We start from the raw sequence: 21,648 nt of genomic DNA on the forward strand, positions 1-21,648 counted from the left end.
CTAGGAGAGCTTAGACCGGTGGATCCCGTGACGGGGGCAGGGCCGGAGACCACGGAACTGATATGCTTGATCTCGCAATCGTAGGCGGCGGCCCCGGCGGGCTGATGAGCGCCTGGTATCTGAAGCGCAAGCTCGGCGACCTCTGCCGCGTCACCATCTACGAGGCGTCGGACCGGCTCGGCGGCAAGATCGTCACACGTAAATTCGATTCCGCGCCCGCGACGTACGAGGCCGGCGTTGCCGAGATCTACGACTACTCGATGACCGGTCCGGATCCGCTGCGCGAGCTGATCCAGCATTTCGGCCTGCAGACGATTCCGATGGACGCCGAGCAGGTGCAGTTCGGCGGCGAATTGCTCAACGACGTGCCGGGCATGCGTCGCAAATACGGCGCCAAGACCGCGGCCGCGATCGAGGCGTTCCGCAAGCGCTGCACCGAGGTGATGTCGCCGATCGAATATTACGAAGGCGTCGGCGCGCACGACAACGAGAATCCCTGGGCCTACAAGACCGCCGAGCAGGTGCTCGACGAGGAGGTCGAGGACGAGACCGCAAAGCGTTTCTTCAAGGTGATGGCGCGCTCGGACATCGCGACCGAAAGCCACAACACCAACGGCCTCAACGCGCTCAAGAACTATCTGATGGATGTCGACGGCTATATCGGCCTCTACTCCATCCAGAACGGCAACGAGCAGCTGATCGAGTGCCTGCAGTCGGAGGTCAATGCCGACATCCAGCTCAATCACCGCGTGCTCACCGTCGGCAAGGCACCGACCGGCCGCTACCAGCTCAAGATGATGAACGGCAAGGGCCCGGAGACGCGCGATTTCGACCTCGTGCTGGTCTGCCTGCCGCATTCCTGGCTCGCCACCGTCGGGTGGGAAGGCGAGCAGCTGCGCAAGTCGATGGTCAAGCACGTCTCGTATTTCGACCGTCCGGCGCACTATTTGCGCGTCTCGATCCTGTTCGACGAGCCGTTCTGGGGCGAGAAGATTCCCGGCGCCTGGTTCATGTCTGAAGCCTTCGGCGGCTGCTGCGTCTACAACGAGGGCGCGCGCCACGACGTCGGCAAGCATGGCGTGCTGAACTGGCTCATTCCCGGCTCCGACGCGCTGGCCTTCGCCAATCTTTCCGATCAGGAGCTGATCGACGCCGCGCTGAAATCGCTGCCGGCCTCGCTCGGCGATGCGCGCGCGCATTTCTTGGAAGGCAAGATCCACCGCTGGCTGTCGTCCGTGAACGCGCTGCCGGGCGGTCTGCCCGTGCGCGACGTCATGACCAATCACCGGCCCGAGCCGAAGGAACATCCCGGCATCGTCGTGGTCGGCGACTATCTGTTCGACTCGACGCTCAACGGTCTGCTCGACTCCTCGGATGCGGCCACCGACATCATCCTGACCGAGATGATGCGCCTGCGCCGCGAACGCGCGCAGGAGGACAAGCCGCTCTCCGACAAGATCGACCGCGACTATTTCGAGAACTATCGCGGCCTCGGTCCCTATCACGAGGCGTGGCAGCACTTCACCGATCCCGACTATCTGACGAAGCTGATCGGCGTCGTCTGGGGCAAGGCCAAGGGCTCAAAGCTCCTGGTCGCGGGCTCGGCCAGCGGGGAGCTGGTCGGCGCGCTGCGCGAGCGAGGCATCGATGCCTGGGGCGTCGAGAACAACCGTGCCATCCATGCCAGGACGCCGAAGGCGCTGAAGAAGTACAACAAGCTCGGCTCGATCACCGACATGCCGTTCAAGGACGGCAGCTTCGACTACGTGTTCGAGACCAGCCTCTGCCACGTTGCCCCGAAGCAGGTGGTCCGCGCGATCCGCGAGCTCAACCGCGTGGTCAAGACCGGCCTCGTGTTCGGCTCGGTCACCTCGGACATGGCGCCGGCTCTGATCGACCGCTACGACCTCCTGCGCGGGGTCAAGAAGCTCGGCACCTGGTGGGAATGGTCCGAGCTGTTCTTTGGCAACGGCTTCGATCTGTCGATGCACCGCAAGGACTGCACCGATGCGCTCTGGGAGGCGACGCTCGCCGCGGGCAAGGGCCCGGGCCAGTGGTACGCCGACGCGGACTCTTTGCGTTATTCGTTCTTCGACAAGGTCGAGGACGAGGACGACGACTAGCCCTTAAGATCGGGTGAATTCGCCAATTGCTTTGCCGAATTCATCATGATCGCATAGAATCGGTGCGATAGCGGCTCTCCGCTATCTCCTGCTTTCTCTGCGGTCATGCCGGCCGTCAGCATCGGTTGGTATCATGGCGTCCAAGCCTCTCTCGCCCGATAAACAGAAGCTCGCCGCCGAAGAGGCGGCCGAGCTCGACGACAAGCTCGCCTCCGCTGCCAAGCCCGATCTCGAAGACGACGAGGACGACGAAGACGAGGAGGATGACGAGCTGGAGCTCGACGACGACGATGAGGACGAGGACCTCGTCGTCTTCACCGCGCGCGAGGCCGCCGGCGCGCTCGCGACCATCCTGGGTTTCGTCAAGCCTTATCTGACCAACTACAAGCGGATGCTGTCGTTCGTGGCGTTCGGCGTCGTCGTCGAGACGCTGTTCAACGTCATCATGCCGCTCAGCCTGAAATACCTGATCGACGACGCGCTCGGCGAGGAGGATTTCCAGGCGCTGTACAAGATCCTCGGCGTGCTCGCGGCCGCCGGCATCTTCACCTCGATCGTCGCGGTCTGGTACGAGCGCTGGGACGCGCGACTGGCGGCCTGCATCATCTCCGATGTCCGCAAGCGTCTGTTCGAGCACGTCCAGGACCTGCCGGCGGCCTATTTCGGCCGCACCAAGCGCGGCGAGATCCTGTCGCGCTTCTCGGTCGACCTCTCGGCCTTCGAAGGCTCGGTGAAAACCTTCGCCAACAGTGCGGCGCTGCCGTTCCTGGAATTGATCGCCGGCATCATCCTGATGGTGTTTTTGAACTGGCAGCTCGCGGCAGTCGCGCTGCTGGTGTTTCCGATCACGCTGATCGGCCCGCGCATCCTCACCCCGAAGGCGGTGCAGGCCAATTACGAGCAGAAGCAGAACGAAGCCGCGCTGCTCGGCATGGTGCAGGAGAACATCGGCGCGCAGGCCGTGATCAAGGCGTTCAGCCTGCAGCGCAAGATGTTCGGCTTCTTCAGCTTCCGCAACGACGAGACCCGCAACAGGATCGCCTCGGCCGCGTTCCTGTCGACGATGGTGGAGCGGACGGTCACCATCTCGGTCCTGATGCTGCACCTCGTGGTGCTCGCGATCGGCGCGTATCTGGCGACCAAGGGCCAGATCACCATCGGCACCTTCGTCACCTTCGAGAGCGCGTTCTGGGAGGTCTCCTACAACATCGCCCACGTGATGCATTTCATCCCGGTGTCGATCTCCTCGGCCGCCGCAATCCGTCACATCCAGGAACTGCTCGACGAGCCGACCCGCGGCGCCGATCGCCCCGGTGCGCCCGATCTGCCGCGCATCACCCACGACATCACCTTCGACCGCGTGACGTTCCAGTACGAGGGCAGCCAGACGCCGGTGCTGGACAATCTCAGCCTCAAGTTGAATGTCGGCAGGAGCATCGCCATCGTCGGCCCCTCGGGCTCCGGCAAGAGCACGCTGCTCAACCTGATCCTGCGGCTCTACGTGCCGGACGAGGGGCGCGTCACCATCGACGGCGTCGACGTCCGCAAGGTCACGCTGGATTCGCTGCGCCGGAGCATGGCCGTGGTGTTCCAGGAGAACATGCTGTTCAACATGTCGATCCGCGAGAACATCCGGCTCGGCAAGGAAGGCGCGACCGATGCGGAGGTGGAGGACGCGGCCAAGAAGGCCGAGATCCACCGCTACATCATGAGCCTGCCGCAGCGCTACGACACGCAGGTCGGCGAGCGCGGCGATACGCTCTCGGGCGGCCAGCGCCAGCGCATCGCGATCGCGCGGGCGATCATCCGCAATCCGTCCGTGCTGCTGCTGGACGAGGCGACGTCGGCGCTGGACCAGACCACGGAAGCCGCGATCAACCGCACGCTGCTGAAGGTCGCCAAGGGCCGTACCATGATCTGGTCGACCCACCGCCTGACCTCGGTGGTCGAGATGGACGAGATCATCGTGATTTCAGGGGGCAGGGCGATCGAGCGCGGCTCGCACGCCGAGCTGCTCGCCAAGAACGGCACCTATCGCCAGCTCTGGAACGACCAGATCCACCAGCCGCACGGCGCTGTGGCTCAGGCCGACGACGACAGCGACGATGACGACGAGGATGAAGACGACCTTGAGGATGATGAGGACGAGGACGACGAGGAGGAGTGACCGAGAAAGTTCGGCTCCAGATCGAAGGCGCCTCCAAGCGGCCGCAGCAGCCCCTGAACCGACCAGGCAACGAAGCGAGCCCAGCGCTGCGCCGTCCAGTAGGGGCTTGTGGCGGTCGAGACTGAGCGGAAGTCGAACGCCTTCGCCGCCGACCATTCGTCGCAGGCCCGCTTGACCGGGTCGGAGTAAAAGGCGGCGACCTTGGCAGCATCCATCCCGTCCGAGGCGAGCCATCGCGGGATGTAGAGGTTGCAGAGTCGCTCGACATCCGTGAAGACCTTGTCGCAGCCGGTCCCGGCGACCGGGCAGGACGTCGAGAAGGCATCGCCCACCAGCACGAGCCCGGGCTGGCCCCTTGCATCGTTCACATAGAGATCGACCGGGCGGATCTTCAGCTCGCCGGGAATGTCGAATGGGCCGGTGATGCGCTTGAGCCGGGGCAGGGCGGCATGCAGCGTCTCCGCCGGGGCGCGGCGCAGCTCGTGGAGCCAGGGGTCGTCGAAGCCGCGGTAGACGAACAAATTGGCGCGCATCCGCGTGCCGACCGGAAACAGCGTGATGTAGGGGATGCGGTCGCTCGGCCGCTCCGAGAAGTAGGTCAGCGCCGGGAAGTCGAACGCATTGCGCCCGGCCGGCACCACGTCGAACCCGATCGAGATCGAATGGCAGGCGCTGACGATTTTTCGCGCGATGCCAAGCTGGTGGCGCAAGCCGACGTTCAGCCCGTTGGCGAGCACGACCAGGCGGGCCGAGATCGTCTCGTCATTGGAGAGCGTGATCCTCTGCCGCTCCGTGCTGGTCTCGACCGCGATCGCCTTGGCATGGATGCGCCCGACGCTCGCAGGAATCTCGTCGCGGATGGCATTGACCAGGGAATCGTAGAGGATGTTGAACTGCCGGCTCGGCGCCCTGTCGAGCAGATGGCCGAATCGAGCGATCCAGTTCTCGCCGGAATAGGTCGCCCGCCGCAGCACCGATTCTGCGATTCCGGTCCTCAGGAATCGCTCGACCTGCACCTCGCCACTGAGTTTTTCGACGCGAAAGTCCGCCGGATAGCTCTCATGCGGATCGATCAGCACCGCCGAAATGCCGGCGCGCCCGAGCATCGCGGCGGCGGTCGAGCCGGACAAGCCCCCGCCAACAATGGCAATGTCGGTGTACTGCATGGTGCAAATCTCTGCCGAAGGCGGCAGATTGCCGCATCAACAGGAAAAAAAGCCTTAGCAGGGGTTATAAAAGTATATTTCATCCGGGTATAAATAGGTCGTTGGGGTAGCGGAACACGGTCGGGGTCGCCATATCGGGGACGTGCGGTGAGGGCGGTAAACGTCGATTTCGACAGGCGCGAGAAGCGCTTTGTGACTGTCGTTTCACCTTGACTTGACCGATTCTCACTTATAGAAAGCGCCTCACTTAACGACAGGCGGTGAGCATCGCCAACGTCGGTACGGACCACCTGCCTGATCCTTTTAGGATCGTCCGGCAGGCACCAACCTCGACGAATGCCGCTCAGACGCTGTCGATCATAGCTAGGCAATGCCAGTGCGATTCTAGTTCTCTTGAGCATGTTCTCTTGAGATCGAATTCGGATGCATGACCTCGGTGCGCGGGCCGCAGCTTTACGCTGATTGGCCTGAAAACTGCGGTCCTCTGTGGCGTCGTAACGCTTTCCGCTCGTTGATGGAGCGGTTGGCGCAATTTCGCTTTGTGCGGATTGTTCCGCTTCAAGGCGGCCTCGTCGGGCGGGTGGCCCGAACAGAATTTGCGGTCCCGGCAACGGGCCGCGCCAAGACAGCGGGCCCGCAAGGGGCCGCGGCAGAACAAAGGGTAAGGCCAGGATGCCGACGATCAACCAGCTGATCGCTCAACCGCGGGAAGTGCAGAAGTCGCGCAAGAAGGTGCCGGCGCTGCAGCAGTCGCCTCAGAAGCGTGGTGTTTGCACCCGCGTCTACACCACGACCCCGAAGAAGCCGAACTCGGCGCTTCGTAAGGTCGCCAAGGTGCGCCTGACCAACGGCTTCGAGGTGATCGGCTACATCCCCGGCGAGGGTCATAACCTCCAGGAGCACTCGGTGGTCATGATCCGTGGCGGCCGCGTCAAGGACTTGCCCGGCGTGCGCTACCACATCCTCCGCGGCGTTCTGGATACCCAGGGCGTCAAGAACCGTAAGCAGCGTCGTTCGAAGTACGGCGCCAAGCGTCCGAAGTAAGCGGGAACCAAGCCTATGTCTCGTCGCCACTCTGCGGAAAAGCGCGAAGTTCTCCCGGATCCGAAGTTCGGGAACATCATCGTCACGAAGTTCATGAACTCGGTGATGTACGCCGGCAAGAAGTCGGTCGCCGAAGGTATCGTCTACGGCGCGTTCGGCATCATCGAATCCAAGACCAAGCAGAACCCGCTCGGCGTGTTCGAGCAGGCGCTCGAGAACGTCATGCCGACCATCGAGGTTCGCTCCCGCCGCGTCGGCGGCGCGACCTACCAGGTTCCGGTCGAGGTTCGCTCGACCCGCCGGCAGGCGCTCGGCATCCGCTGGCTGATCGCGGCTGCGCGCGAGCGCAACGAGAAGACGATGACCGAGCGGCTCTCGGCTGAGCTCTTGGACGCATCGAATAACCGGGGGAACGCCGTCAAGAAGCGCGAAGACGTGCACCGCATGGCGGAAGCCAACCGCGCCTTCTCGCACTATCGCTGGTAACGGCGAAACAAACGGACTCGCAAGGAACACCCCATGCCCCGCCAACATGCCATCGAGGACTACCGTAACTTCGGTATCATGGCGCATATCGACGCCGGCAAGACGACGACGACCGAGCGCATCCTCTATTACACCGGCAAGAGCCACAAGATCGGCGAAGTGCACGAAGGTGCCGCGACGATGGACTGGATGGAGCAGGAGCAGGAGCGTGGCATCACGATCACCTCGGCTGCGACCACCGCCTTCTGGGCCGGCAAGCGCCTGAACATCATCGACACCCCCGGTCACGTCGACTTCACCATCGAAGTCGAGCGTTCGCTGCGCGTGCTCGACGGCGCCGTCTGCGTGCTCGACTCCAACCAGGGCGTCGAGCCGCAGACCGAGACCGTCTGGCGCCAGGGCGACAAGTACAAGGTTCCGCGCATCGTCTTCGCCAACAAGATGGACAAGATCGGCGCCGACTTCTTCAAGTGTCTGGCCGACATCGTTGACCGTCTGGGCGCCAAGCCCGTCGCGATCCAGCTTCCGATCGGTGCCGAGAACAACTTCAAGGGTCTCGTCGACCTCGTGAAGATGAAGGGCGTTGTCTGGAACGATGAGGCGCTCGGCGCCAAGTTCGACTATGTCGACATTCCGGAAGACCTCGTCGACCAGGCCAAGGAATACCGCGAGAAGATGGTGGAAGCCGCCGTCGAGCTCGACGACGATGCCATGGCCGCTTACCTCGACGGCAAGGAGCCGGACGAGGCGACCCTGAAGCGCCTGATCCGCAAGGCGGTGCTGACCGGTGCGTTCTATCCCGTGCTGTGTGGCTCGGCCTTCAAGAACAAGGGCGTGCAGCCGCTGCTCGACGCCGTCGTCGACTATCTGCCGTCGCCGCTTGACGTGCCCGCGATCAAGGGCACCGACGACAAGGGCAACGAAGTCGTGCGCAAGGCGGACGACAAGGAGCCGCTGGCGCTGCTCGCGTTCAAGATCATGGACGACCCGTTCGTCGGCACCATCACCTTCTGCCGCATCTACTCTGGCGTTCTCCAGAGCGGCACCGGCGTCGTGAACTCGACCCGCGAGAAGAAGGAGCGTATCGGGCGCATGCTGTTGATGCATGCGAACAACCGCGAGGACATCAAGGAAGCCTATGCCGGCGACATCGTCGCGCTGGCCGGCCTGAAGGAAGCGCGCACCGGTGACACGCTGTGCGATCCCGACAAGCAGGTGATCCTGGAAAAGATGGAATTCCCCGAGCCGGTGATCGAGATCGCGATCGAGCCGAAGTCCAAGGCCGACCAGGAGAAGCTGGGCGTGGCGCTGGCCAAGCTCGCGGCGGAGGATCCGTCTTTCCGCGTGTCGACCGACCACGAGTCCGGCCAGACCATCCTGAAGGGCATGGGCGAACTCCATCTCGACATCAAGGTCGACATCCTCAAGCGCACCTACAAGGTCGACGCCAACATCGGCGCGCCCCAGGTTGCGTTCCGTGAGCGCGTCACCAAGCGGGTGGAGCACAGCTACACCCACAAGAAGCAGACCGGCGGTACCGGCCAGTTCGCGGCCGTGTCGTTCATCGTCGAGCCGAACGAAGCCGGAAAGGGCTACGAGTTCGAATCGAAGATCGTCGGCGGCGCGGTGCCGAAGGAATACATCCCCGGCGTCGAGAAGGGCCTGGAGAGCGTGCTGTCGTCCGGCGTGGTCGCGGGCTTCCCCGTGGTCGACGTCAAGGTGCAGCTCGTCGACGGCAAGTATCACGACGTCGACTCGTCGGCGCTGGCCTTCGAAATCGCTTCGCGCGCCTGCTTCCGCGAGGCGCTGCAGATGGGCAAGTCCGTCCTGCTCGAGCCGATCATGAAGGTCGAAGTGGTGACCCCGGAAGACTACACCGGCTCGGTCATCGGCGACCTGAATTCCCGGCGCGGTCAGATCCAGGGTCAGGACATGCGCGGCAACGCCAACGTCATCAACGCGATGGTGCCGCTCATGAACATGTTCGGTTACGTGAATAACCTGCGCTCGATGAGCCAGGGTCGCGCGACCTTCACCATGCAGTTCGATCACTACGCAGAAGCGCCGGCCAACGTGTCGGCAGAAGTCCAAAAGAAGTTTGCCTGATTGTCGTCGGTCTCAAACTGACGATTGAACGGAGAGTCAAATGGCCAAAGCAAAGTTTGAACGTAACAAGCCGCACTGCAACATCGGCACCATCGGTCACGTCGACCATGGCAAGACGTCGCTGACCGCGGCGATCACCAAGGTTCTCGCCGAAGCCGGCGGTGCGACGTTCACCGCGTACGACCAGATCGACAAGGCGCCGGAAGAGAAGGCGCGCGGCATCACCATCTCGACCGCGCACGTCGAGTACGAGACGCCGAACCGCCACTACGCTCACGTCGACTGCCCCGGCCACGCCGACTACGTGAAGAACATGATCACCGGCGCCGCCCAGATGGACGGTGCGATCCTGGTCGTGTCGGCCGCTGACGGCCCGATGCCGCAGACCCGCGAGCACATCCTGCTCGCCCGCCAGGTCGGCGTGCCCGCGCTCGTCGTGTTCCTCAACAAGTGCGACATGGTCGACGATCCGGAGCTGCTCGAGCTCGTCGAGCTCGAAGTCCGCGAGCTGCTCTCGAAGTACGAATTCCCGGGCGACAAGATCCCGATCATCAAGGGTTCGGCGCTCGCCGCTCTCGAAGACTCCGACAAGAAGCTCGGCCACGACGCCATCCTCGAGCTGATGAAGAACGTCGACGAGTACATTCCGCAGCCGGAGCGTCCGATCGACCAGCCGTTCCTGATGCCGGTTGAAGACGTGTTCTCAATCTCGGGCCGCGGCACCGTCGTGACCGGCCGTGTCGAGCGCGGCGTCGTCAAGGTCGGCGAGGAAATCGAGATCGTCGGTCTCCGCGCCACCCAGAAGACCACCGTCACCGGCGTCGAAATGTTCCGCAAGCTGCTCGATCAGGGCCAGGCCGGCGACAACATCGGTGCTCTGCTCCGCGGCACCAAGCGCGAGGACGTCGAGCGCGGCCAGGTTCTGGCCAAGCCGGGTTCGGTCAAGCCGCACACCAAGTTCAAGGCTGAGGCCTACATCCTCACCAAGGAAGAGGGTGGTCGCCACACCCCGTTCTTCACCAACTACCGTCCGCAGTTCTACTTCCGCACCACCGACGTGACCGGTGTCGTGCACCTGCCGGAAGGCACCGAGATGGTGATGCCGGGCGACAACATCGCGATGGAAGTGCACCTGATCGTGCCGATCGCGATGGAAGAGAAGCTCCGCTTCGCGATCCGCGAAGGCGGCCGCACCGTCGGCGCCGGCGTCGTCGCCTCGATCATCGAGTAATTACGAGAAAAGGGACGGCGAGTAGCGAATGGTGACATTCGCTATTCGCTATTCGCCACCCACTGAAGAGAGACCACGGCAATGAACGGCCAAAACATTCGTATCCGTCTCAAGGCGTTCGACCATCGTATCCTCGATACGTCGACCCGTGAGATCGTGAACACGGCGAAGCGCACCGGCGCGCAGGTCCGCGGACCCATTCCGCTGCCCACCCGCATCGAGAAGTTCACCGTCAACCGTTCGCCCCACGTCGACAAGAAGAGCCGCGAACAGTTCGAGATGCGCACCCACAAGCGCCTGCTCGACATCGTCGATCCGACCCCGCAGACCGTCGATGCTTTGATGAAGCTCGACCTGGCCGCCGGTGTCGACGTCGAGATCAAGCTCTAAGATTTTGGATCCCGTTCGCGAAAGCGGACAAAGAGAACAGGAAGCAAGCCGATGCGCTCCGGAGTGATCGCACAAAAGGTCGGGATGACGCGGGTCTTCACGGAGGCCGGCGAACATATCCCCGTGACCGTGCTGAAGCTCGGCAATTGCCAGGTCGTAGGCCACCGCACCGAAGAGAAGAACGGTTACGTCGCGCTCCAGCTCGGTTCTGGTGCCCGCAAGACCGTTTACATGCCCAAGGCCGAGCGCGGCCAGTTCGCGGTCGCCAAGGTCGAGCCGAAGCGCCGGGTCGAGGAGTTCCGCGTCACCGCGGACGCCATGATCCCGGTCGGCGCCGAGATCCAGGCCGATCACTTCGTCGTCGGCCAGTTCGTCGACGTCACCGGCACCTCGGTCGGTAAGGGCTTTGCCGGCGGTATGAAGCGCTGGAACTTCGGCGGTCTGCGCGCCACGCACGGTGTGTCGATCTCGCACCGCTCGATCGGTTCGACCGGTGGTCGTCAGGACCCCGGCAAGACCTGGAAGAACAAGAAGATGCCCGGCCACATGGGTGTCGATCGCATCACCACGCTCAACCTTCGCGTCGTCCAGACCGATGTCGAGCGCGGCCTGATCCTCGTCGAAGGCGCCGTTCCCGGCTCCAAGGGCGGCTGGATCCGCGTGCGTGACGCCGTCAAGAAGCCGCTGCCGAAGGAAGCTCCGAAGCCCGGCAAGTTCAAGGTTGCTGGCGACGCGGAAGCCGCTCCGGCTGCGCAGGAGGCGTGAGATGGAACTGAAGGTCACCACCCTCGAAGGTAAGGAAGCCGGCTCGGTCCAGCTGTCCGACGCCATCTTCGGTCTCGAGCCGCGCGAGGATATCATCGCGCGCTGCGTGCAGTGGCAGCTCAACAAGCGCCAGGCCGGCACGCACAAGGCCAAGGGGCGCGCCGAGATCTGGCGCACCGGCAAGAAGATGTACAAGCAGAAGGGCACCGGCGGTGCTCGTCACGGCTCGGCCCGCGTGCCGCAGTTCCGTGGCGGCGGCCGTGCCTTCGGTCCGGTGGTGCGTTCGCACGCCACCGACCTGCCGAAGAAGGTCCGCGCGCTCGCTCTGAAGCATGCGCTCTCGGCCAAGGCCAAGGACGGCGATCTCGTCGTGATCGAGAAGGCCGCGCTGGAGGCCGCCAAGACCAAGGCGCTGCTCGGTCACTTCTCGGGCCTCGGCCTGACCAACGCGCTGATCATCGACGGTGCCGAGCTCAACAACGGCTTCGCCGCTGCGGCCCGCAACATCCCGAACATGGACGTGCTGCCGATCCAGGGCATCAACGTCTATGACATCCTGCGCCGTCAGAAGCTCGTTCTGACCAAGGCCGCCATCGATGCGCTGGAGGCGCGCTTCAAATGACGAAGAACATCGAGCCTCGCCACTACGACGTGATCCTGTCGCCGGTCGTGACCGAAAAGGCGACGATCGCTTCGGAGCACAACAAGGTGCTGTTCAAGGTGGCCGCGAAGGCGACCAAGCCGCAGATCAAGGAAGCGATCGAGAAGCTGTTCGACGTCAAGGTCAAGAGCGTCAACACGCTGGTCCGCAAGGGCAAGGTCAAGGCCTTCCGCGGCAATATCGGCTCGCAGTCGAACACCAAGCGCGCGATCGTGACCCTCGAAGAGGGCCACCGGATCGACGTCACCACCGGTCTGTAAGGTCGTACGACGATGGCACTGAAGACATTCAATCCCACGACGCCGGGCCAGCGCCAGCTGGTGATGGTCGATCGTTCGGCCCTCTACAAGGGCAAGCCGCTGAAGGCGCTCACCGAGGGCAAGAAGTCCTCGGGCGGCCGCAACAACACCGGCCGCATCACCGTGCGCTTCCGCGGCGGTGGTCACAAGCAGACGCTGCGCACCGTCGACTTCAAGCGTGAGAAGGTCGATGTGCCCGCAACCGTCGAGCGGCTGGAATACGATCCGAACCGCACCGGCTTCATCGCCCTGATCAAGTATCAGGACGGCGAGCAGGCCTACATCCTGGCGCCGCAGCGCCTGGCCGTGGGTGACACCATCATCGCCGGCAACTATGTCGACGTGAAGCCGGGCAACGTCATGCCGCTCGGCAACATGCCGGTAGGCACGATCATCCACAACATCGAGGTCAAGATCGGGAAGGGCGGGCAGCTCGCCCGTTCCGCCGGCACCTACGCCCAGCTCGTCGGCCGCGACCAGGACTACGTCATCATCCGCCTGAACTCGGGCGAGCAGCGCCTGGTGCACGGCCGCTGCCGCGGCACGATCGGCGCGGTGTCGAACCCGGATCACATGAACACCTCGATCGGCAAGGCCGGTCGCAAGCGTTGGATGGGCCGTCGCCCACACAACCGCGGTGTCGCCATGAACCCGATCGACCATCCGCACGGCGGTGGTGAAGGTCGTACCTCGGGCGGCCGCCACCCGGTCACCCCGTGGGGCAAGCCGACCAAGGGCAAGAAGACCCGCACCAACAAGTCGACCAACAAATTCATTCTCCTAAGCCGCCACAAGCGGAAGAAGTAAGGAACGCCGGACATGGTTCGTTCAGTCTGGAAAGGCCCGTTCGTCGAGGGTTCTCTGCTCAAGAAGGCAGATGCCGCGCGCGCGTCCGGCCGTCACGACGTCATCAAGATCTGGAGCCGTCGCTCGACGATCCTGCCGCAGTTCGTCGGTCTGACCTTCGGCGTCTACAACGGTCAGAAGCACGTGCCGGTGGCGGTCAACGAGGAAATGGTCGGTCACAAGTTCGGCGAGTTCTCGCCGACCCGGACCTTCCATGGCCACTCCGGCGACAAGAAAGCCAAGAAGGCTTGAGGATTAAACGATGAGCAAACCTAAGCGCGAACGGAGCCTCGCCGACAACGAGGCCAAGGCGGTCGCCCGGATGCTGCGGGTGAGCCCGCAGAAGCTCAACCTGGTCGCCCAGCTCATTCGCGGCCGGAAGGCTTCTGCCGCGCTCGCCGACCTGCAGTTCTCGCGCAAGCGGATCGCGGTCGACGTGAAGAAGTGCCTGGAATCGGCGATCGCCAACGCCGAGAACAACCACGACCTCGACGTCGACGATCTCGTCGTGGCGCAGGCCTTCGTCGGCAACGGCCTGGTGATGAAGCGCTTCGCCGCCCGCGGCCGTGGCCGTTCGGGCCGTGTCTACAAACCATTTTCGCAGCTGACGATCATCGTTCGTCAGGTCGAAGCCGAAGCAGCGGCTTAAGGGCGCAGGAGAACACGATGGGTCAAAAGATCAATCCGATCGGTCTGCGTCTCGGCATCAACCGGACCTGGGATTCCCGCTGGTTCGCCGGCAAGCAGGAATACGGCAAGCTGCTGCACGAGGACGTCAAGATCCGCGAGATCCTGCACAAGGAGCTCAAGCAGGCGGCCGTCGCCCGCATCGTGATCGAGCGTCCGCACAAGAAGTGCCGCGTCACCATCCACTCGGCCCGTCCGGGCGTGGTGATCGGCAAGAAGGGCGCCGACATCGACAAGCTGCGCAAGCGGGTTGCGGACATCACCTCGTCCGACGTCGTCATCAACATCGTCGAGATCCGCAAGCCGGAGCTCGATGCGACGCTGGTGGCCGAGTCGATCGCGCAACAGCTGGAGCGCCGCGTGGCGTTCCGCCGCGCCATGAAGCGCGCCGTGCAGTCGGCGATGCGTCTCGGCGCGGAAGGCATCCGCATCAACTGCTCGGGTCGTCTGGGCGGTGCGGAAATCGCACGCATGGAGTGGTACCGCGAAGGTCGCGTGCCGCTGCACACGCTGCGCGCCGACATCGACTACGGCGTTGCGACCGCGTTCACGACCTTCGGCACCTGCGGCGTCAAGGTCTGGATCTTCAAGGGCGAGATCCTCGAGCACGATCCGATGGCCCAGGACAAGAGAATGGCCGAAGGCGAGACGGGCGGTAGCAGCGATCGTGGTGGCCGTCAGCGCCGCGACACGGCTGCGGCCTAAAGCCAGACAGGAATTTGAGGGCTTAAAGCCATGATGCAACCTAAGAAAACGAAGTTCCGGAAGGCGCATAAGGGCCGCATCCACGGCGTTGCGTCTTCGGGCGCGACGTTGGCATTCGGCCAGTACGGCCTGAAGGCGACCGAGCCTGAGCGCGTCACCGCGCGCCAGATCGAGGCCGCCCGCCGCGCGCTGACCCGCCACATGAAGCGCGCCGGCCGCGTCTGGATCCGCGTGTTCCCCGACGTTCCGGTGTCGAAGAAGCCGGCCGAAGTCCGCATGGGCTCCGGCAAGGGTTCACCGGAACTTTGGGTGGCTCGCGTCAAGCCGGGCCGGGTGCTGTTCGAGATCGACGGCGTCAACACCCAGACGGCGCGTGAGGCGCTGACCCTGGCGGCCGCCAAGCTGCCGATCAAGACGCGCTTCGTCGAGCGCATTGCGGAGTAATGGCCATGGCCCAGATGAAGATCGAAGACATCCGCGCGATGAGCCCCGACCAGCAGGATGACGCCATCCTGAACCTGAAGAAGGAGCGCTTCAACCTGCGCTTCCAGCGCGCCACCGGGCAGCTCGAGAACACCTCGCGCCTGCGCGAGGCCCGCCGTGACATCGCCCGGATCAAGACCGTCGCCGCGCAGACGCGCGCGAAGAAGAAGTAAGAGGCTTACGAAGATGCCGAAACGTACTTTGCAGGGCGTGGTCGTCAGCGACAAGCAAGCCAAGACCATCGTGGTGCGCGTCGATCGCCGTTTCACGCACCCGATCTACAAGAAGACGATCCGCCGTTCGAAGAACTATCACGCGCACGACGAGAGCAACCAGTTCAAGCCGGGCGACGTGGTGTGGATCGAGGAATCGAAGCCGATTTCGAAGTTGAAGCGCTGGGTCGTGATCCGGGGCGAACACAAGAAAAGCGCCTGATCTGTTGGCTTTAGCCGACTGACTTCAGGGAAATGTTGAGCGCCGGCTGGGCTGGCGCAAAGAGAAAGAGGACGAGGTGCATCAATGATTCAGATGCAGACCAACCTCGACGTGGCCGACAATTCTGGCGCACGCCGTGTCATGTGTATCAAGGTGCTCGGAGGCTCCAAGCGCCGCTACGCCACGATCGGCGACATCATCGTCGTCTCGATCAAGGAAGCGATTCCGCGTGGCAAGGTGAAGAAGGGCGACGTGATGAAGGCCGTCGTGGTGCGCGTCCGCAAGGACATCCGCCGCGCCGACGGTTCGGTCATCCGTTTCGACCGCAACGCCGCCGTTCTGATCAACAACCAGTCCGAGCCGGTCGGCACCCGTATCTTCGGGCCTGTGCCGCGCGAGCTGCGCGCCAAGAACCACATGAAGATCATTTCGCTCGCGCCGGAGGTGCTGTGATGGCTGCGAAGATCCGCAAGGGCGACAAGGTCGTCGTGCTGACCGGCCGCGACAAGGGCCGCACCGGCGAGGTGTTCGAGGTTCGCCCCGACGCCGGCACGGCGCTCGTGCGCGGCATCAACATGGTCAAGCGTCACCAGAAGCAGACGCAGGCCCAGGAGGGCGGCATCATCTCGAAAGAGGCGCCGATCCAACTGTCCAACATCGCGTATGTCGGCAAGGATGGAAAGCCGACCCGCGTCGGATTCAAGATTCTGGCGGACGGCAAGAAGGTCCGCATCGCCAAGAGCTCGGGAGCTGAGATCGATGGCTGAGGCCGCTTACACGCCGCGCCTGCGCGCGGAATATGATGCGAAGATCCGCACGGCTCTGACCGAGAAGTTCGGTTATGAGAACGTCATGCAGGTTCCGCGCCTGGACAAGGTCGTGCTGAACATGGGCGTTGGCGATTCCGTCAACGACCGCAAGAAGGCCGAGACCGCTGCTGCCGAGCTGACCCAGATCGCCGGCCAGAAGGCGATCGTGACCTATTCGCGTATCGCGATCGCGACCTTCAAGCTGCGTGAGAACCAGCCGATCGGCTGCAAGGTCACGCTGCGCAAGGCCCGCATGTACGAGTTCATCGATCGCCTGGTGACGGTCGCGCTGCCGCGCGTCCGCGACTTCCGCGGCCTGAACCCGAAGAGCTTTGACGGCCGCGGCAACTACTCGCTCGGCATCAAGGAGCACATCATTTTCCCCGAGATCGACTTCGACAAGGTCACGGAAGCCCGCGGTATGGACATCACCGTCTGCACCACGGCCAAGACCGACGAAGAGGCGAGGGCCTTGTTGACCGCTTTCAATTTCCCGTTCCGGCAGTGAGACGCTGACCTAAAGCCTCTCAAACGCGGATACCCAGGAGCCAAGCATGGCAAAGAAGAGTTCAGTCGAGAAGAACAACCGGCGCAAGCGGATGGTGAAGAACGCCGCCGCCAAGCGCGAGCGGTTGAAGGCGATCATCGCCGACAAGAAGCTGCCGATGGAAGAGCGTTTCGCTGCGACGTTGAAGCTGGCCGAGATGCCGCGCAACTCGTCGGCGACCCGCATCCGCCTGCGTTGCGAGCTGTCGGGCCGGCCGCGCTCGAACTATCGCAAGAACAAGCTGTCCCGTATCGCGCTGCGCGACCTTGGCTCCAAGGGCATGGTCCCGGGCCTCGTGAAGTCCAGCTGGTAAGGAGGGTCGTTTAGATGTCTACGCACGATCCCATCAGCGATCTGATCACCCGCATCCGCAACGCGCAGATGCGCTCCAAGACCAAGGTCTCCACGCCTGGCTCGAAGATGCGCGAGAACGTGCTCGAGGTGCTCAAGTCCGAGGGCTACATCCGCGGTTACGCCACGCTCGAGCATCCCTCGGGCCGCAGCGAGATCGAGATCGAGCTGAAGTATTTCGACGGCGAGCCCGTCATCCGCGAGATCGAACGCGTTTCCAAGCCCGGGCGTCGCGTCTACGCCTCGGTGAAGAACCTGCCGCGGGTCAACAACGGGCTCGGCATTTCGGTGTTGTCGACGCCGAAGGGGATCATGGCCGACCACAGCGCGCGCGACGCGAATGTGGGCGGTGAAGTCCTCTTCACGGTGTTCTGAGAAGGATTTTTCATCCATGTCACGAGTTGGCAAAAGGCCTGTGGCGGTTCCGTCGGGTGTGACCGCGACCGTCGATGGGCAGACCGTCAAGATGAAGGGGCCGAAGGGCCAGCTTCAGTTCGTCGTCCATGACGACGTCGAGGTGAAGCTCGAGAGCGGCCAGATCAAGGTCAAGCCGCGCGCCGAGACCAACCGCGCCCGCGCGCTGTACGGTACCGCTCGCGCCCAGGTCGCGAATCTGGTCGAAGGCGTCACCAAGGGCTTCGAGAAGAAGCTCGAGATCACCGGCGTCGGTTACCGCGCCGCGATGCAGGGCAAGAACCTGCAGCTCGCGCTCGGCTACAGCCACGACGTGATCTATCCGATCCCGGAAGGGATCACGATCGCCGTGCCGAAGCCGACCGAGATCACGGTTTCGGGCAGCGACGTCCAGCGCGTCGGCCAGGTCGCCGCGGAGATCCGCGCCTACCGTCCGCCGGAGCCCTACAAGGGCAAGGGCGTGAAGTATGTGGGCGAATTCATCTTCCGCAAGGAAGGCAAGAAGAAGTAACGGAGCCGGTCATGTCCAAAGCCAAGGTTACGAATGCCCGGCGCAAGCGGAGTGTGCGGCTGAAGCTGCGTCGCTCCGGTGGTGGCCGTCCGCGTCTGTCGGTGTTCCGCTCGTCCAAGCACATCTACGCCCAGGTCATCGACGACCTGAAGGGCGAGACGCTGGCCTCTGCCTCGTCGCTCGAGAAGGCGATGCGCGACGGTGGCAAGACCGGTGCCGACATCGATGCGGCGAAGGCGGTCGGCAAGCTGCTGGCCGAGCGCGCCGCCGAGAAGGGCGTCAAGGAAGTCGTGTTCGATCGCGGCAGCTACCTCTACCACGGGCGCGTCAAGGCTCTTGCCGACGCGGCGCGTGAGAGCGGGCTGAGCTTCTAACAGAATTTGAGGATTGAGGCGTAAGCCTCTGAAGGATTGGAAAAATGGCAGAACGCGAACAACGTGGTGGACGCGATCAACGCGGCGGCGGACGCGAACGCAAGGAGCGCGAGGAGCGCGACAGCGAGTTCGTCGACAAGCTGGTCCACATCAACCGCGTGGCCAAGGTCGTCAAGGGCGGCAAGCGCTTCGGTTTCGCAGCGCTGGTCGTGATCGGCGACCAGAAGGGCCGCGCCGGCTTCGGTCACGGCAAGGCGCGCGAAGTGCCTGAGGCGATCCGCAAGGCAACCGAGTCCGCCAAGCGCAACCTGACCCGGGTGTCGCTGCGCGAGGGCCGCACGCTCCATCACGACATCGCCGGCCGTCATGGCGCGGGCCGTGTCTACCTGCGTGCAGCTCCGGCCGGTACCGGCATCATCGCCGGCGGTCCGATGCGCGCCGTGTTCGAGACGCTCGGCGTCCAGGACGTGGTGGCGAAGTCGATCGGCTCGTCGAACCCGTACAACATGGTTCGCGCAACCTTCGACGCGCTGAAGCATCAGGATTCGCCGCGTTCGGTCGCAGCCCGCCGCAACATCAAGGTGTCCACTCTGCAGTCGCGCCGTATCGGTGGCGATGCCGAGGCGGCTGCCGACTAACGGAAGCTTTGGAGTAGACTCCCATGGCCAAGGACGCCGCTAAGTCCAGCAAGACGATCAAGCTCGAGCAGATCGGCAGCGCGATCCGCCGCCATCACTCGCAGCGCTCGACGCTGATCGGTCTCAAGCTCAACAAGATCGGTCGCACCAGCGAACTGCAGGACACCCCGGCAGTCCGCGGCATGATCGAGAAGGTTCACCATCTCGTCCGCATCGTCGACGAGAAGTAAGAAATAAGGAGAAGGGCGATGAAGCTCAGCGATATCGCCGACAACGCCGGCTCGCGCAAAAAGCGTATGCGCGTCGGCCGCGGCATCGGTTCGGGCAAGGGCAAGCAGTCCGGCCGCGGCGGCAAGGGTCAGACCGCGCGTTCGGGCGTGCGCATCAAGGGTTTCGAAGGCGGCCAGATGCCGATGCATCGCCGTCTGCCCAAGCGCGGCTTCAACAACATCTTCCGCGTCGAGTTCGCCGAGATCAATCTCGACCGGCTCCAGGAAGCGGTCGATGCCAAGAAGATCGACGCCGGCAGCGTCGTGAACGTCGAAGCCCTGGTGAAGGGCGGCGTGCTGCGCCGCGCCAAGGCCGGCCTGCGGCTGCTCGGCCGTGGCGAGCTCAGGTCCAAGCTCAACATCGAAGTGCATGGCGCCACCAAGACCGCGATTGCGGCGGTCGAGAAGGCCGGCGGCTCGGTGAAGATCCTCGCCCCTGCCAAGGAAGAAGGCGAGGCGGCGTAACAACTGCGTCATTGGCCCGCGGCTCGCGGGCCTTTACGCATGCGGGACGTGGACTTATCGAAGCCGAGCCCCAGATAATGTCCGGCGTCCGCTAGATAGTAGCCCGGCCGCGGGCATGACGGCGCAACAGGCGGCGGGAGAAAGTCCAAGATGGTCTCTGCAGCGGAACAACTGGCAGCCAATCTCAATTTCGGCGCGTTCGCCAAGGCCGACGAACTGAAGAAGCGCATCTGGTTCACCCTGGGTGCGCTGCTCGTTTATCGGCTCGGAACCTACATCCCGCTGCCGGGCATCGATCCCAACATCTGGGAGCAGGTGTTCAAGTCGCAGGCGGGCGGCATCCTCGGCATGTTCAACATGTTCGCCGGCGGTGGCATCCACCGCATGGCGATCTTCGCGCTGAATATCATGCCGTACATCTCGGCATCGATCATCATCCAGCTCCTGACCACCGTCTCGCCGCAGCTCGAGGCGCTGAAGAAGGAGGGTGAGGCCGGCCGCAAGCTGCTGAACCAGTACACCCGCTATCTCACGGTCATCCTGGCAGCGTTCCAGTCCTACGGCATTGCGGTGGGTCTCGAAGGCGCCGGCAACGTCGTCAGCGACCCCGGCATGTTCTTCCGCCTGTCCACGGCGATCACGCTGACCGGCGGCACCATGTTCCTGATGTGGCTGGGCGAGCAGATCACCTCGCGCGGCATCGGCAACGGCATCTCGCTGATCATTCTGGCCGGCATCGTCGCCGAGCTGCCCGCGGCGCTCGCCAACATGCTCGAGCTCGGCCGTCAGGGCGCGATGTCGACCGGCCTGATCCTGGTCGTCATCATCATGGCGGTTGCCGTGATCGCCTTCATCGTCTTCATGGAGCGCGCCCAGCGCCGGCTCTTGATCCAGTATCCGAAGCGCCAGGTCGGCAATAAGATGTTCGAGGGCCAGTCCTCGCATCTGCCGCTCAAGCTCAACACCTCGGGCGTGATTCCGCCGATCTTCGCGTCCTCGCTGCTCTTGCTGCCGACCACGGTTGCGAACTTCAACGCGGGCAGCGGGCCGGAATGGTTCCAGTGGATCACCACCCAGCTTGGCCACGGCCGTCCGCTGTTCCTGACCATGTATCTGGCGCTGATCGTGTTCTTCGCCTTCTTCTACACCGCGATCGTGTTCAACCCGACCGAGACCGCGGACAATCTGAAGAAGCATGGCGGCTTCATTCCGGGTATCCGTCCCGGCGAGCGCACCGCCGAATATATCGACTACGTGCTGTCGCGCATCACCGTGCTCGGCGCGATCTATCTCGCCATCGTCTGCTTGATCCCGGAGATCCTGATCTCCTACGCGTCGGTGCCGTTCTACTTCGGCGGCACCTCGCTGCTGATCGTCGTCAGTGTCACCATGGACACGGTGGCGCAGGTGCAGGGCTATCTGCTGGCCCATCAGTACGAAGGTCTGATCCGGAAGTCGAAGCTGCGCGGCCGCCGCCGCTAAGCGCGGCGTTCTCTCGAGTCGGTGCAACAGCGCCGCCGATTCGCCGCGCGAGCAGCGCGCGGCGCCCGCGGTAACGATCAACCAACCGTTCGGCCGCTTCGGCAGAGCGGCTTCCACCGCAGCGCAATCACTGATTTCAAAGGCCTTCTTGGCGTCCGGGCATTTGCTCCCCTATGATATGGGTAGCGGTGCGG

General features: G+C 63.7%; 29 protein-coding genes. 28 read left to right on the plus strand and 1 reads right to left on the minus strand.

Going from position 1 to position 21,648, the window contains the following annotated elements:
• Positions 1-62: 62 nt before the first annotated feature.
• Complete coding sequence (locus tag XH79_RS34950) at positions 63-2,123, plus strand: FAD-dependent oxidoreductase (RefSeq protein WP_271584631.1); 2,061 nt, start codon at positions 63-65, stop codon at positions 2,121-2,123.
• A 133-nt stretch (positions 2,124-2,256) separates the two neighbouring features.
• Positions 2,257-4,290, plus strand: a complete 2,034-nt coding sequence (locus XH79_RS34955; RefSeq protein ID WP_271584632.1) for an ABC transporter ATP-binding protein — start codon at positions 2,257-2,259, stop codon at positions 4,288-4,290.
• On the opposite strand, the gene XH79_RS34960 is transcribed toward XH79_RS34955, so the two are convergent.
• Positions 4,206-5,456 (minus strand): FAD-dependent oxidoreductase, encoded by a 1,251-nt coding sequence (locus XH79_RS34960; protein WP_271584633.1) that lies wholly within the window; start codon positions 5,454-5,456, stop codon positions 4,206-4,208. The two genes, XH79_RS34955 and XH79_RS34960, sit on opposite strands and share 85 nt — an antisense overlap.
• Before the next feature lie 672 nt (positions 5,457-6,128).
• Here XH79_RS34960 and rpsL point away from each other — a divergent pair.
• The 26 genes from rpsL (at position 6,129) to secY (ending at position 21,454) form a co-directional block, all read left to right on the plus strand.
• Complete coding sequence (gene rpsL, locus XH79_RS34965; RefSeq protein WP_007603006.1) at positions 6,129-6,500, plus strand: 30S ribosomal protein S12; 372 nt, start codon at positions 6,129-6,131, stop codon at positions 6,498-6,500.
• 15 nt (positions 6,501-6,515) lie between these two features.
• Complete coding sequence (gene rpsG, locus XH79_RS34970; protein ID WP_018647239.1) at positions 6,516-6,986, plus strand: 30S ribosomal protein S7; 471 nt, start codon at positions 6,516-6,518, stop codon at positions 6,984-6,986.
• A 33-nt stretch (positions 6,987-7,019) separates the two neighbouring features.
• A complete protein-coding gene (gene fusA, locus XH79_RS34975; protein WP_212345937.1) occupies positions 7,020-9,092 on the plus strand; it encodes an elongation factor G in 2,073 nt (690 codons plus the stop codon).
• 40 nt (positions 9,093-9,132) lie between these two features.
• Complete coding sequence (gene tuf, locus XH79_RS34980; protein ID WP_074116743.1) at positions 9,133-10,323, plus strand: elongation factor Tu; 1,191 nt, start codon at positions 9,133-9,135, stop codon at positions 10,321-10,323.
• An 81-nt stretch (positions 10,324-10,404) separates the two neighbouring features.
• On the plus strand, positions 10,405-10,713 hold the full coding sequence (gene rpsJ / locus XH79_RS34985) for a 30S ribosomal protein S10 (protein ID WP_002712302.1): 309 nt from the start codon (positions 10,405-10,407) through the stop codon (positions 10,711-10,713).
• Positions 10,714-10,764: 51 nt separating this feature from the next.
• On the plus strand, positions 10,765-11,478 hold the full coding sequence (gene rplC, locus XH79_RS34990; protein WP_027564407.1) for a 50S ribosomal protein L3: 714 nt from the start codon (positions 10,765-10,767) through the stop codon (positions 11,476-11,478).
• Between the two features lies 1 nt (position 11,479).
• Positions 11,480-12,100 (plus strand): 50S ribosomal protein L4, encoded by a 621-nt coding sequence (gene rplD / locus XH79_RS34995; protein ID WP_018647243.1) that lies wholly within the window; start codon positions 11,480-11,482, stop codon positions 12,098-12,100.
• Positions 12,097-12,399: a 50S ribosomal protein L23 gene (locus tag XH79_RS35000; RefSeq protein WP_008566601.1), complete on the plus strand. Its 303-nt coding sequence runs from the start codon at positions 12,097-12,099 to the stop codon at positions 12,397-12,399. Before rplD ends, XH79_RS35000 begins: the two co-directional genes overlap by 4 nt.
• A 12-nt stretch (positions 12,400-12,411) precedes the next feature.
• Positions 12,412-13,245 carry a 50S ribosomal protein L2 gene (rplB, locus tag XH79_RS35005; RefSeq protein ID WP_060736369.1) on the plus strand — a complete coding sequence of 278 codons (834 nt, stop codon included), beginning with the start codon at positions 12,412-12,414 and terminating at the stop codon, positions 13,243-13,245.
• 12 nt (positions 13,246-13,257) lie between these two features.
• Positions 13,258-13,536 (plus strand): 30S ribosomal protein S19, encoded by a 279-nt coding sequence (rpsS, locus tag XH79_RS35010; protein WP_008136357.1) that lies wholly within the window; start codon positions 13,258-13,260, stop codon positions 13,534-13,536.
• A gap of 10 nt (positions 13,537-13,546) precedes the next feature.
• Positions 13,547-13,933 (plus strand): 50S ribosomal protein L22, encoded by a 387-nt coding sequence (gene rplV / locus XH79_RS35015; RefSeq protein ID WP_008549264.1) that lies wholly within the window; start codon positions 13,547-13,549, stop codon positions 13,931-13,933.
• 17 nt (positions 13,934-13,950) lie between these two features.
• The gene (gene rpsC, locus XH79_RS35020; protein WP_080137238.1) at positions 13,951-14,676 is read left to right on the plus strand and encodes a 30S ribosomal protein S3; all 726 of its coding nucleotides are present in this window, start codon (positions 13,951-13,953) and stop codon (positions 14,674-14,676) included.
• A 30-nt stretch (positions 14,677-14,706) separates the two neighbouring features.
• Positions 14,707-15,120, plus strand: a complete 414-nt coding sequence (rplP, locus tag XH79_RS35025; RefSeq protein WP_018647247.1) for a 50S ribosomal protein L16 — start codon at positions 14,707-14,709, stop codon at positions 15,118-15,120.
• A 5-nt stretch (positions 15,121-15,125) separates the two neighbouring features.
• Positions 15,126-15,332: a 50S ribosomal protein L29 gene (gene rpmC / locus XH79_RS35030; protein ID WP_011088144.1), complete on the plus strand. Its 207-nt coding sequence runs from the start codon at positions 15,126-15,128 to the stop codon at positions 15,330-15,332.
• 13 nt (positions 15,333-15,345) lie between these two features.
• A complete protein-coding gene (gene rpsQ / locus XH79_RS35035) occupies positions 15,346-15,594 on the plus strand; it encodes a 30S ribosomal protein S17 (RefSeq protein WP_008549247.1) in 249 nt (82 codons plus the stop codon).
• Between the two features lie 84 nt (positions 15,595-15,678).
• Positions 15,679-16,047 (plus strand): 50S ribosomal protein L14, encoded by a 369-nt coding sequence (rplN, locus tag XH79_RS35040; protein WP_007603030.1) that lies wholly within the window; start codon positions 15,679-15,681, stop codon positions 16,045-16,047.
• On the plus strand, positions 16,047-16,361 hold the full coding sequence (gene rplX, locus XH79_RS35045) for a 50S ribosomal protein L24 (protein WP_011088142.1): 315 nt from the start codon (positions 16,047-16,049) through the stop codon (positions 16,359-16,361). The genes rplN and rplX overlap by 1 nt, the downstream gene beginning before the upstream one ends.
• Positions 16,354-16,911 carry a 50S ribosomal protein L5 gene (gene rplE / locus XH79_RS35050; protein WP_018647250.1) on the plus strand — a complete coding sequence of 186 codons (558 nt, stop codon included), beginning with the start codon at positions 16,354-16,356 and terminating at the stop codon, positions 16,909-16,911. Before rplX ends, rplE begins: the two co-directional genes overlap by 8 nt.
• 46 nt (positions 16,912-16,957) lie before the next feature.
• A complete protein-coding gene (gene rpsN, locus XH79_RS35055; RefSeq protein WP_018647251.1) occupies positions 16,958-17,263 on the plus strand; it encodes a 30S ribosomal protein S14 in 306 nt (101 codons plus the stop codon).
• A 14-nt stretch (positions 17,264-17,277) separates the two neighbouring features.
• Positions 17,278-17,676: a 30S ribosomal protein S8 gene (gene rpsH / locus XH79_RS35060; protein ID WP_018647252.1), complete on the plus strand. Its 399-nt coding sequence runs from the start codon at positions 17,278-17,280 to the stop codon at positions 17,674-17,676.
• A gap of 16 nt (positions 17,677-17,692) precedes the next feature.
• The gene (gene rplF, locus XH79_RS35065; protein ID WP_018647253.1) at positions 17,693-18,226 is read left to right on the plus strand and encodes a 50S ribosomal protein L6; all 534 of its coding nucleotides are present in this window, start codon (positions 17,693-17,695) and stop codon (positions 18,224-18,226) included.
• A gap of 11 nt (positions 18,227-18,237) precedes the next feature.
• Positions 18,238-18,600: a 50S ribosomal protein L18 gene (rplR, locus tag XH79_RS35070; RefSeq protein WP_008549238.1), complete on the plus strand. Its 363-nt coding sequence runs from the start codon at positions 18,238-18,240 to the stop codon at positions 18,598-18,600.
• Positions 18,601-18,644: 44 nt separating this feature from the next.
• Positions 18,645-19,238: a 30S ribosomal protein S5 gene (gene rpsE, locus XH79_RS35075; RefSeq protein WP_008136332.1), complete on the plus strand. Its 594-nt coding sequence runs from the start codon at positions 18,645-18,647 to the stop codon at positions 19,236-19,238.
• Between the two features lie 23 nt (positions 19,239-19,261).
• Complete coding sequence (rpmD, locus tag XH79_RS35080) at positions 19,262-19,468, plus strand: 50S ribosomal protein L30 (RefSeq protein WP_008136329.1); 207 nt, start codon at positions 19,262-19,264, stop codon at positions 19,466-19,468.
• Positions 19,469-19,486: 18 nt separating this feature from the next.
• The gene (gene rplO / locus XH79_RS35085) at positions 19,487-19,972 is read left to right on the plus strand and encodes a 50S ribosomal protein L15 (protein ID WP_271584634.1); all 486 of its coding nucleotides are present in this window, start codon (positions 19,487-19,489) and stop codon (positions 19,970-19,972) included.
• A 150-nt stretch (positions 19,973-20,122) separates the two neighbouring features.
• On the plus strand, positions 20,123-21,454 hold the full coding sequence (gene secY, locus XH79_RS35090; RefSeq protein ID WP_271584635.1) for a preprotein translocase subunit SecY: 1,332 nt from the start codon (positions 20,123-20,125) through the stop codon (positions 21,452-21,454).
• The last annotated feature ends 194 nt before the right edge of the window (positions 21,455-21,648 follow it).

Source organism: Bradyrhizobium sp. CCBAU 45389, from assembly GCF_028128625.1.
Taxonomy (GTDB): Bacteria; Pseudomonadota; Alphaproteobacteria; order Rhizobiales; family Xanthobacteraceae; genus Bradyrhizobium; species Bradyrhizobium liaoningense_B.

Bases quoted from the DNA above. Each gene is read 5' to 3' on its own strand.
- XH79_RS34950 (WP_271584631.1), top strand. From the start codon at position 63: ATGCTTGATCTCGCAATCGTAGGCGGCGGCCCCGGCGGGCTGATGAGC.
- XH79_RS34955 (WP_271584632.1), top strand. From the start codon at position 2,257: ATGGCGTCCAAGCCTCTCTCGCCCGATAAACAGAAGCTCGCCGCCGAA.
- XH79_RS34960 (WP_271584633.1), bottom strand. From the start codon at position 5,456: ATGCAGTACACCGACATTGCCATTGTTGGCGGGGGCTTGTCCGGCTCG.
- rpsL (WP_007603006.1), top strand. From the start codon at position 6,129: ATGCCGACGATCAACCAGCTGATCGCTCAACCGCGGGAAGTGCAGAAG.
- rpsG (WP_018647239.1), top strand. From the start codon at position 6,516: ATGTCTCGTCGCCACTCTGCGGAAAAGCGCGAAGTTCTCCCGGATCCG.
- fusA (WP_212345937.1), top strand. From the start codon at position 7,020: ATGCCCCGCCAACATGCCATCGAGGACTACCGTAACTTCGGTATCATG.
- tuf (WP_074116743.1), top strand. From the start codon at position 9,133: ATGGCCAAAGCAAAGTTTGAACGTAACAAGCCGCACTGCAACATCGGC.
- rpsJ (WP_002712302.1), top strand. From the start codon at position 10,405: ATGAACGGCCAAAACATTCGTATCCGTCTCAAGGCGTTCGACCATCGT.
- rplC (WP_027564407.1), top strand. From the start codon at position 10,765: ATGCGCTCCGGAGTGATCGCACAAAAGGTCGGGATGACGCGGGTCTTC.
- rplD (WP_018647243.1), top strand. From the start codon at position 11,480: ATGGAACTGAAGGTCACCACCCTCGAAGGTAAGGAAGCCGGCTCGGTC.
- XH79_RS35000 (WP_008566601.1), top strand. From the start codon at position 12,097: ATGACGAAGAACATCGAGCCTCGCCACTACGACGTGATCCTGTCGCCG.
- rplB (WP_060736369.1), top strand. From the start codon at position 12,412: ATGGCACTGAAGACATTCAATCCCACGACGCCGGGCCAGCGCCAGCTG.
- rpsS (WP_008136357.1), top strand. From the start codon at position 13,258: ATGGTTCGTTCAGTCTGGAAAGGCCCGTTCGTCGAGGGTTCTCTGCTC.
- rplV (WP_008549264.1), top strand. From the start codon at position 13,547: ATGAGCAAACCTAAGCGCGAACGGAGCCTCGCCGACAACGAGGCCAAG.
- rpsC (WP_080137238.1), top strand. From the start codon at position 13,951: ATGGGTCAAAAGATCAATCCGATCGGTCTGCGTCTCGGCATCAACCGG.
- rplP (WP_018647247.1), top strand. From the start codon at position 14,707: ATGATGCAACCTAAGAAAACGAAGTTCCGGAAGGCGCATAAGGGCCGC.
- rpmC (WP_011088144.1), top strand. From the start codon at position 15,126: ATGGCCCAGATGAAGATCGAAGACATCCGCGCGATGAGCCCCGACCAG.
- rpsQ (WP_008549247.1), top strand. From the start codon at position 15,346: ATGCCGAAACGTACTTTGCAGGGCGTGGTCGTCAGCGACAAGCAAGCC.
- rplN (WP_007603030.1), top strand. From the start codon at position 15,679: ATGATTCAGATGCAGACCAACCTCGACGTGGCCGACAATTCTGGCGCA.
- rplX (WP_011088142.1), top strand. From the start codon at position 16,047: ATGGCTGCGAAGATCCGCAAGGGCGACAAGGTCGTCGTGCTGACCGGC.
- rplE (WP_018647250.1), top strand. From the start codon at position 16,354: ATGGCTGAGGCCGCTTACACGCCGCGCCTGCGCGCGGAATATGATGCG.
- rpsN (WP_018647251.1), top strand. From the start codon at position 16,958: ATGGCAAAGAAGAGTTCAGTCGAGAAGAACAACCGGCGCAAGCGGATG.
- rpsH (WP_018647252.1), top strand. From the start codon at position 17,278: ATGTCTACGCACGATCCCATCAGCGATCTGATCACCCGCATCCGCAAC.
- rplF (WP_018647253.1), top strand. From the start codon at position 17,693: ATGTCACGAGTTGGCAAAAGGCCTGTGGCGGTTCCGTCGGGTGTGACC.
- rplR (WP_008549238.1), top strand. From the start codon at position 18,238: ATGTCCAAAGCCAAGGTTACGAATGCCCGGCGCAAGCGGAGTGTGCGG.
- rpsE (WP_008136332.1), top strand. From the start codon at position 18,645: ATGGCAGAACGCGAACAACGTGGTGGACGCGATCAACGCGGCGGCGGA.
- rpmD (WP_008136329.1), top strand. From the start codon at position 19,262: ATGGCCAAGGACGCCGCTAAGTCCAGCAAGACGATCAAGCTCGAGCAG.
- rplO (WP_271584634.1), top strand. From the start codon at position 19,487: ATGAAGCTCAGCGATATCGCCGACAACGCCGGCTCGCGCAAAAAGCGT.
- secY (WP_271584635.1), top strand. From the start codon at position 20,123: ATGGTCTCTGCAGCGGAACAACTGGCAGCCAATCTCAATTTCGGCGCG.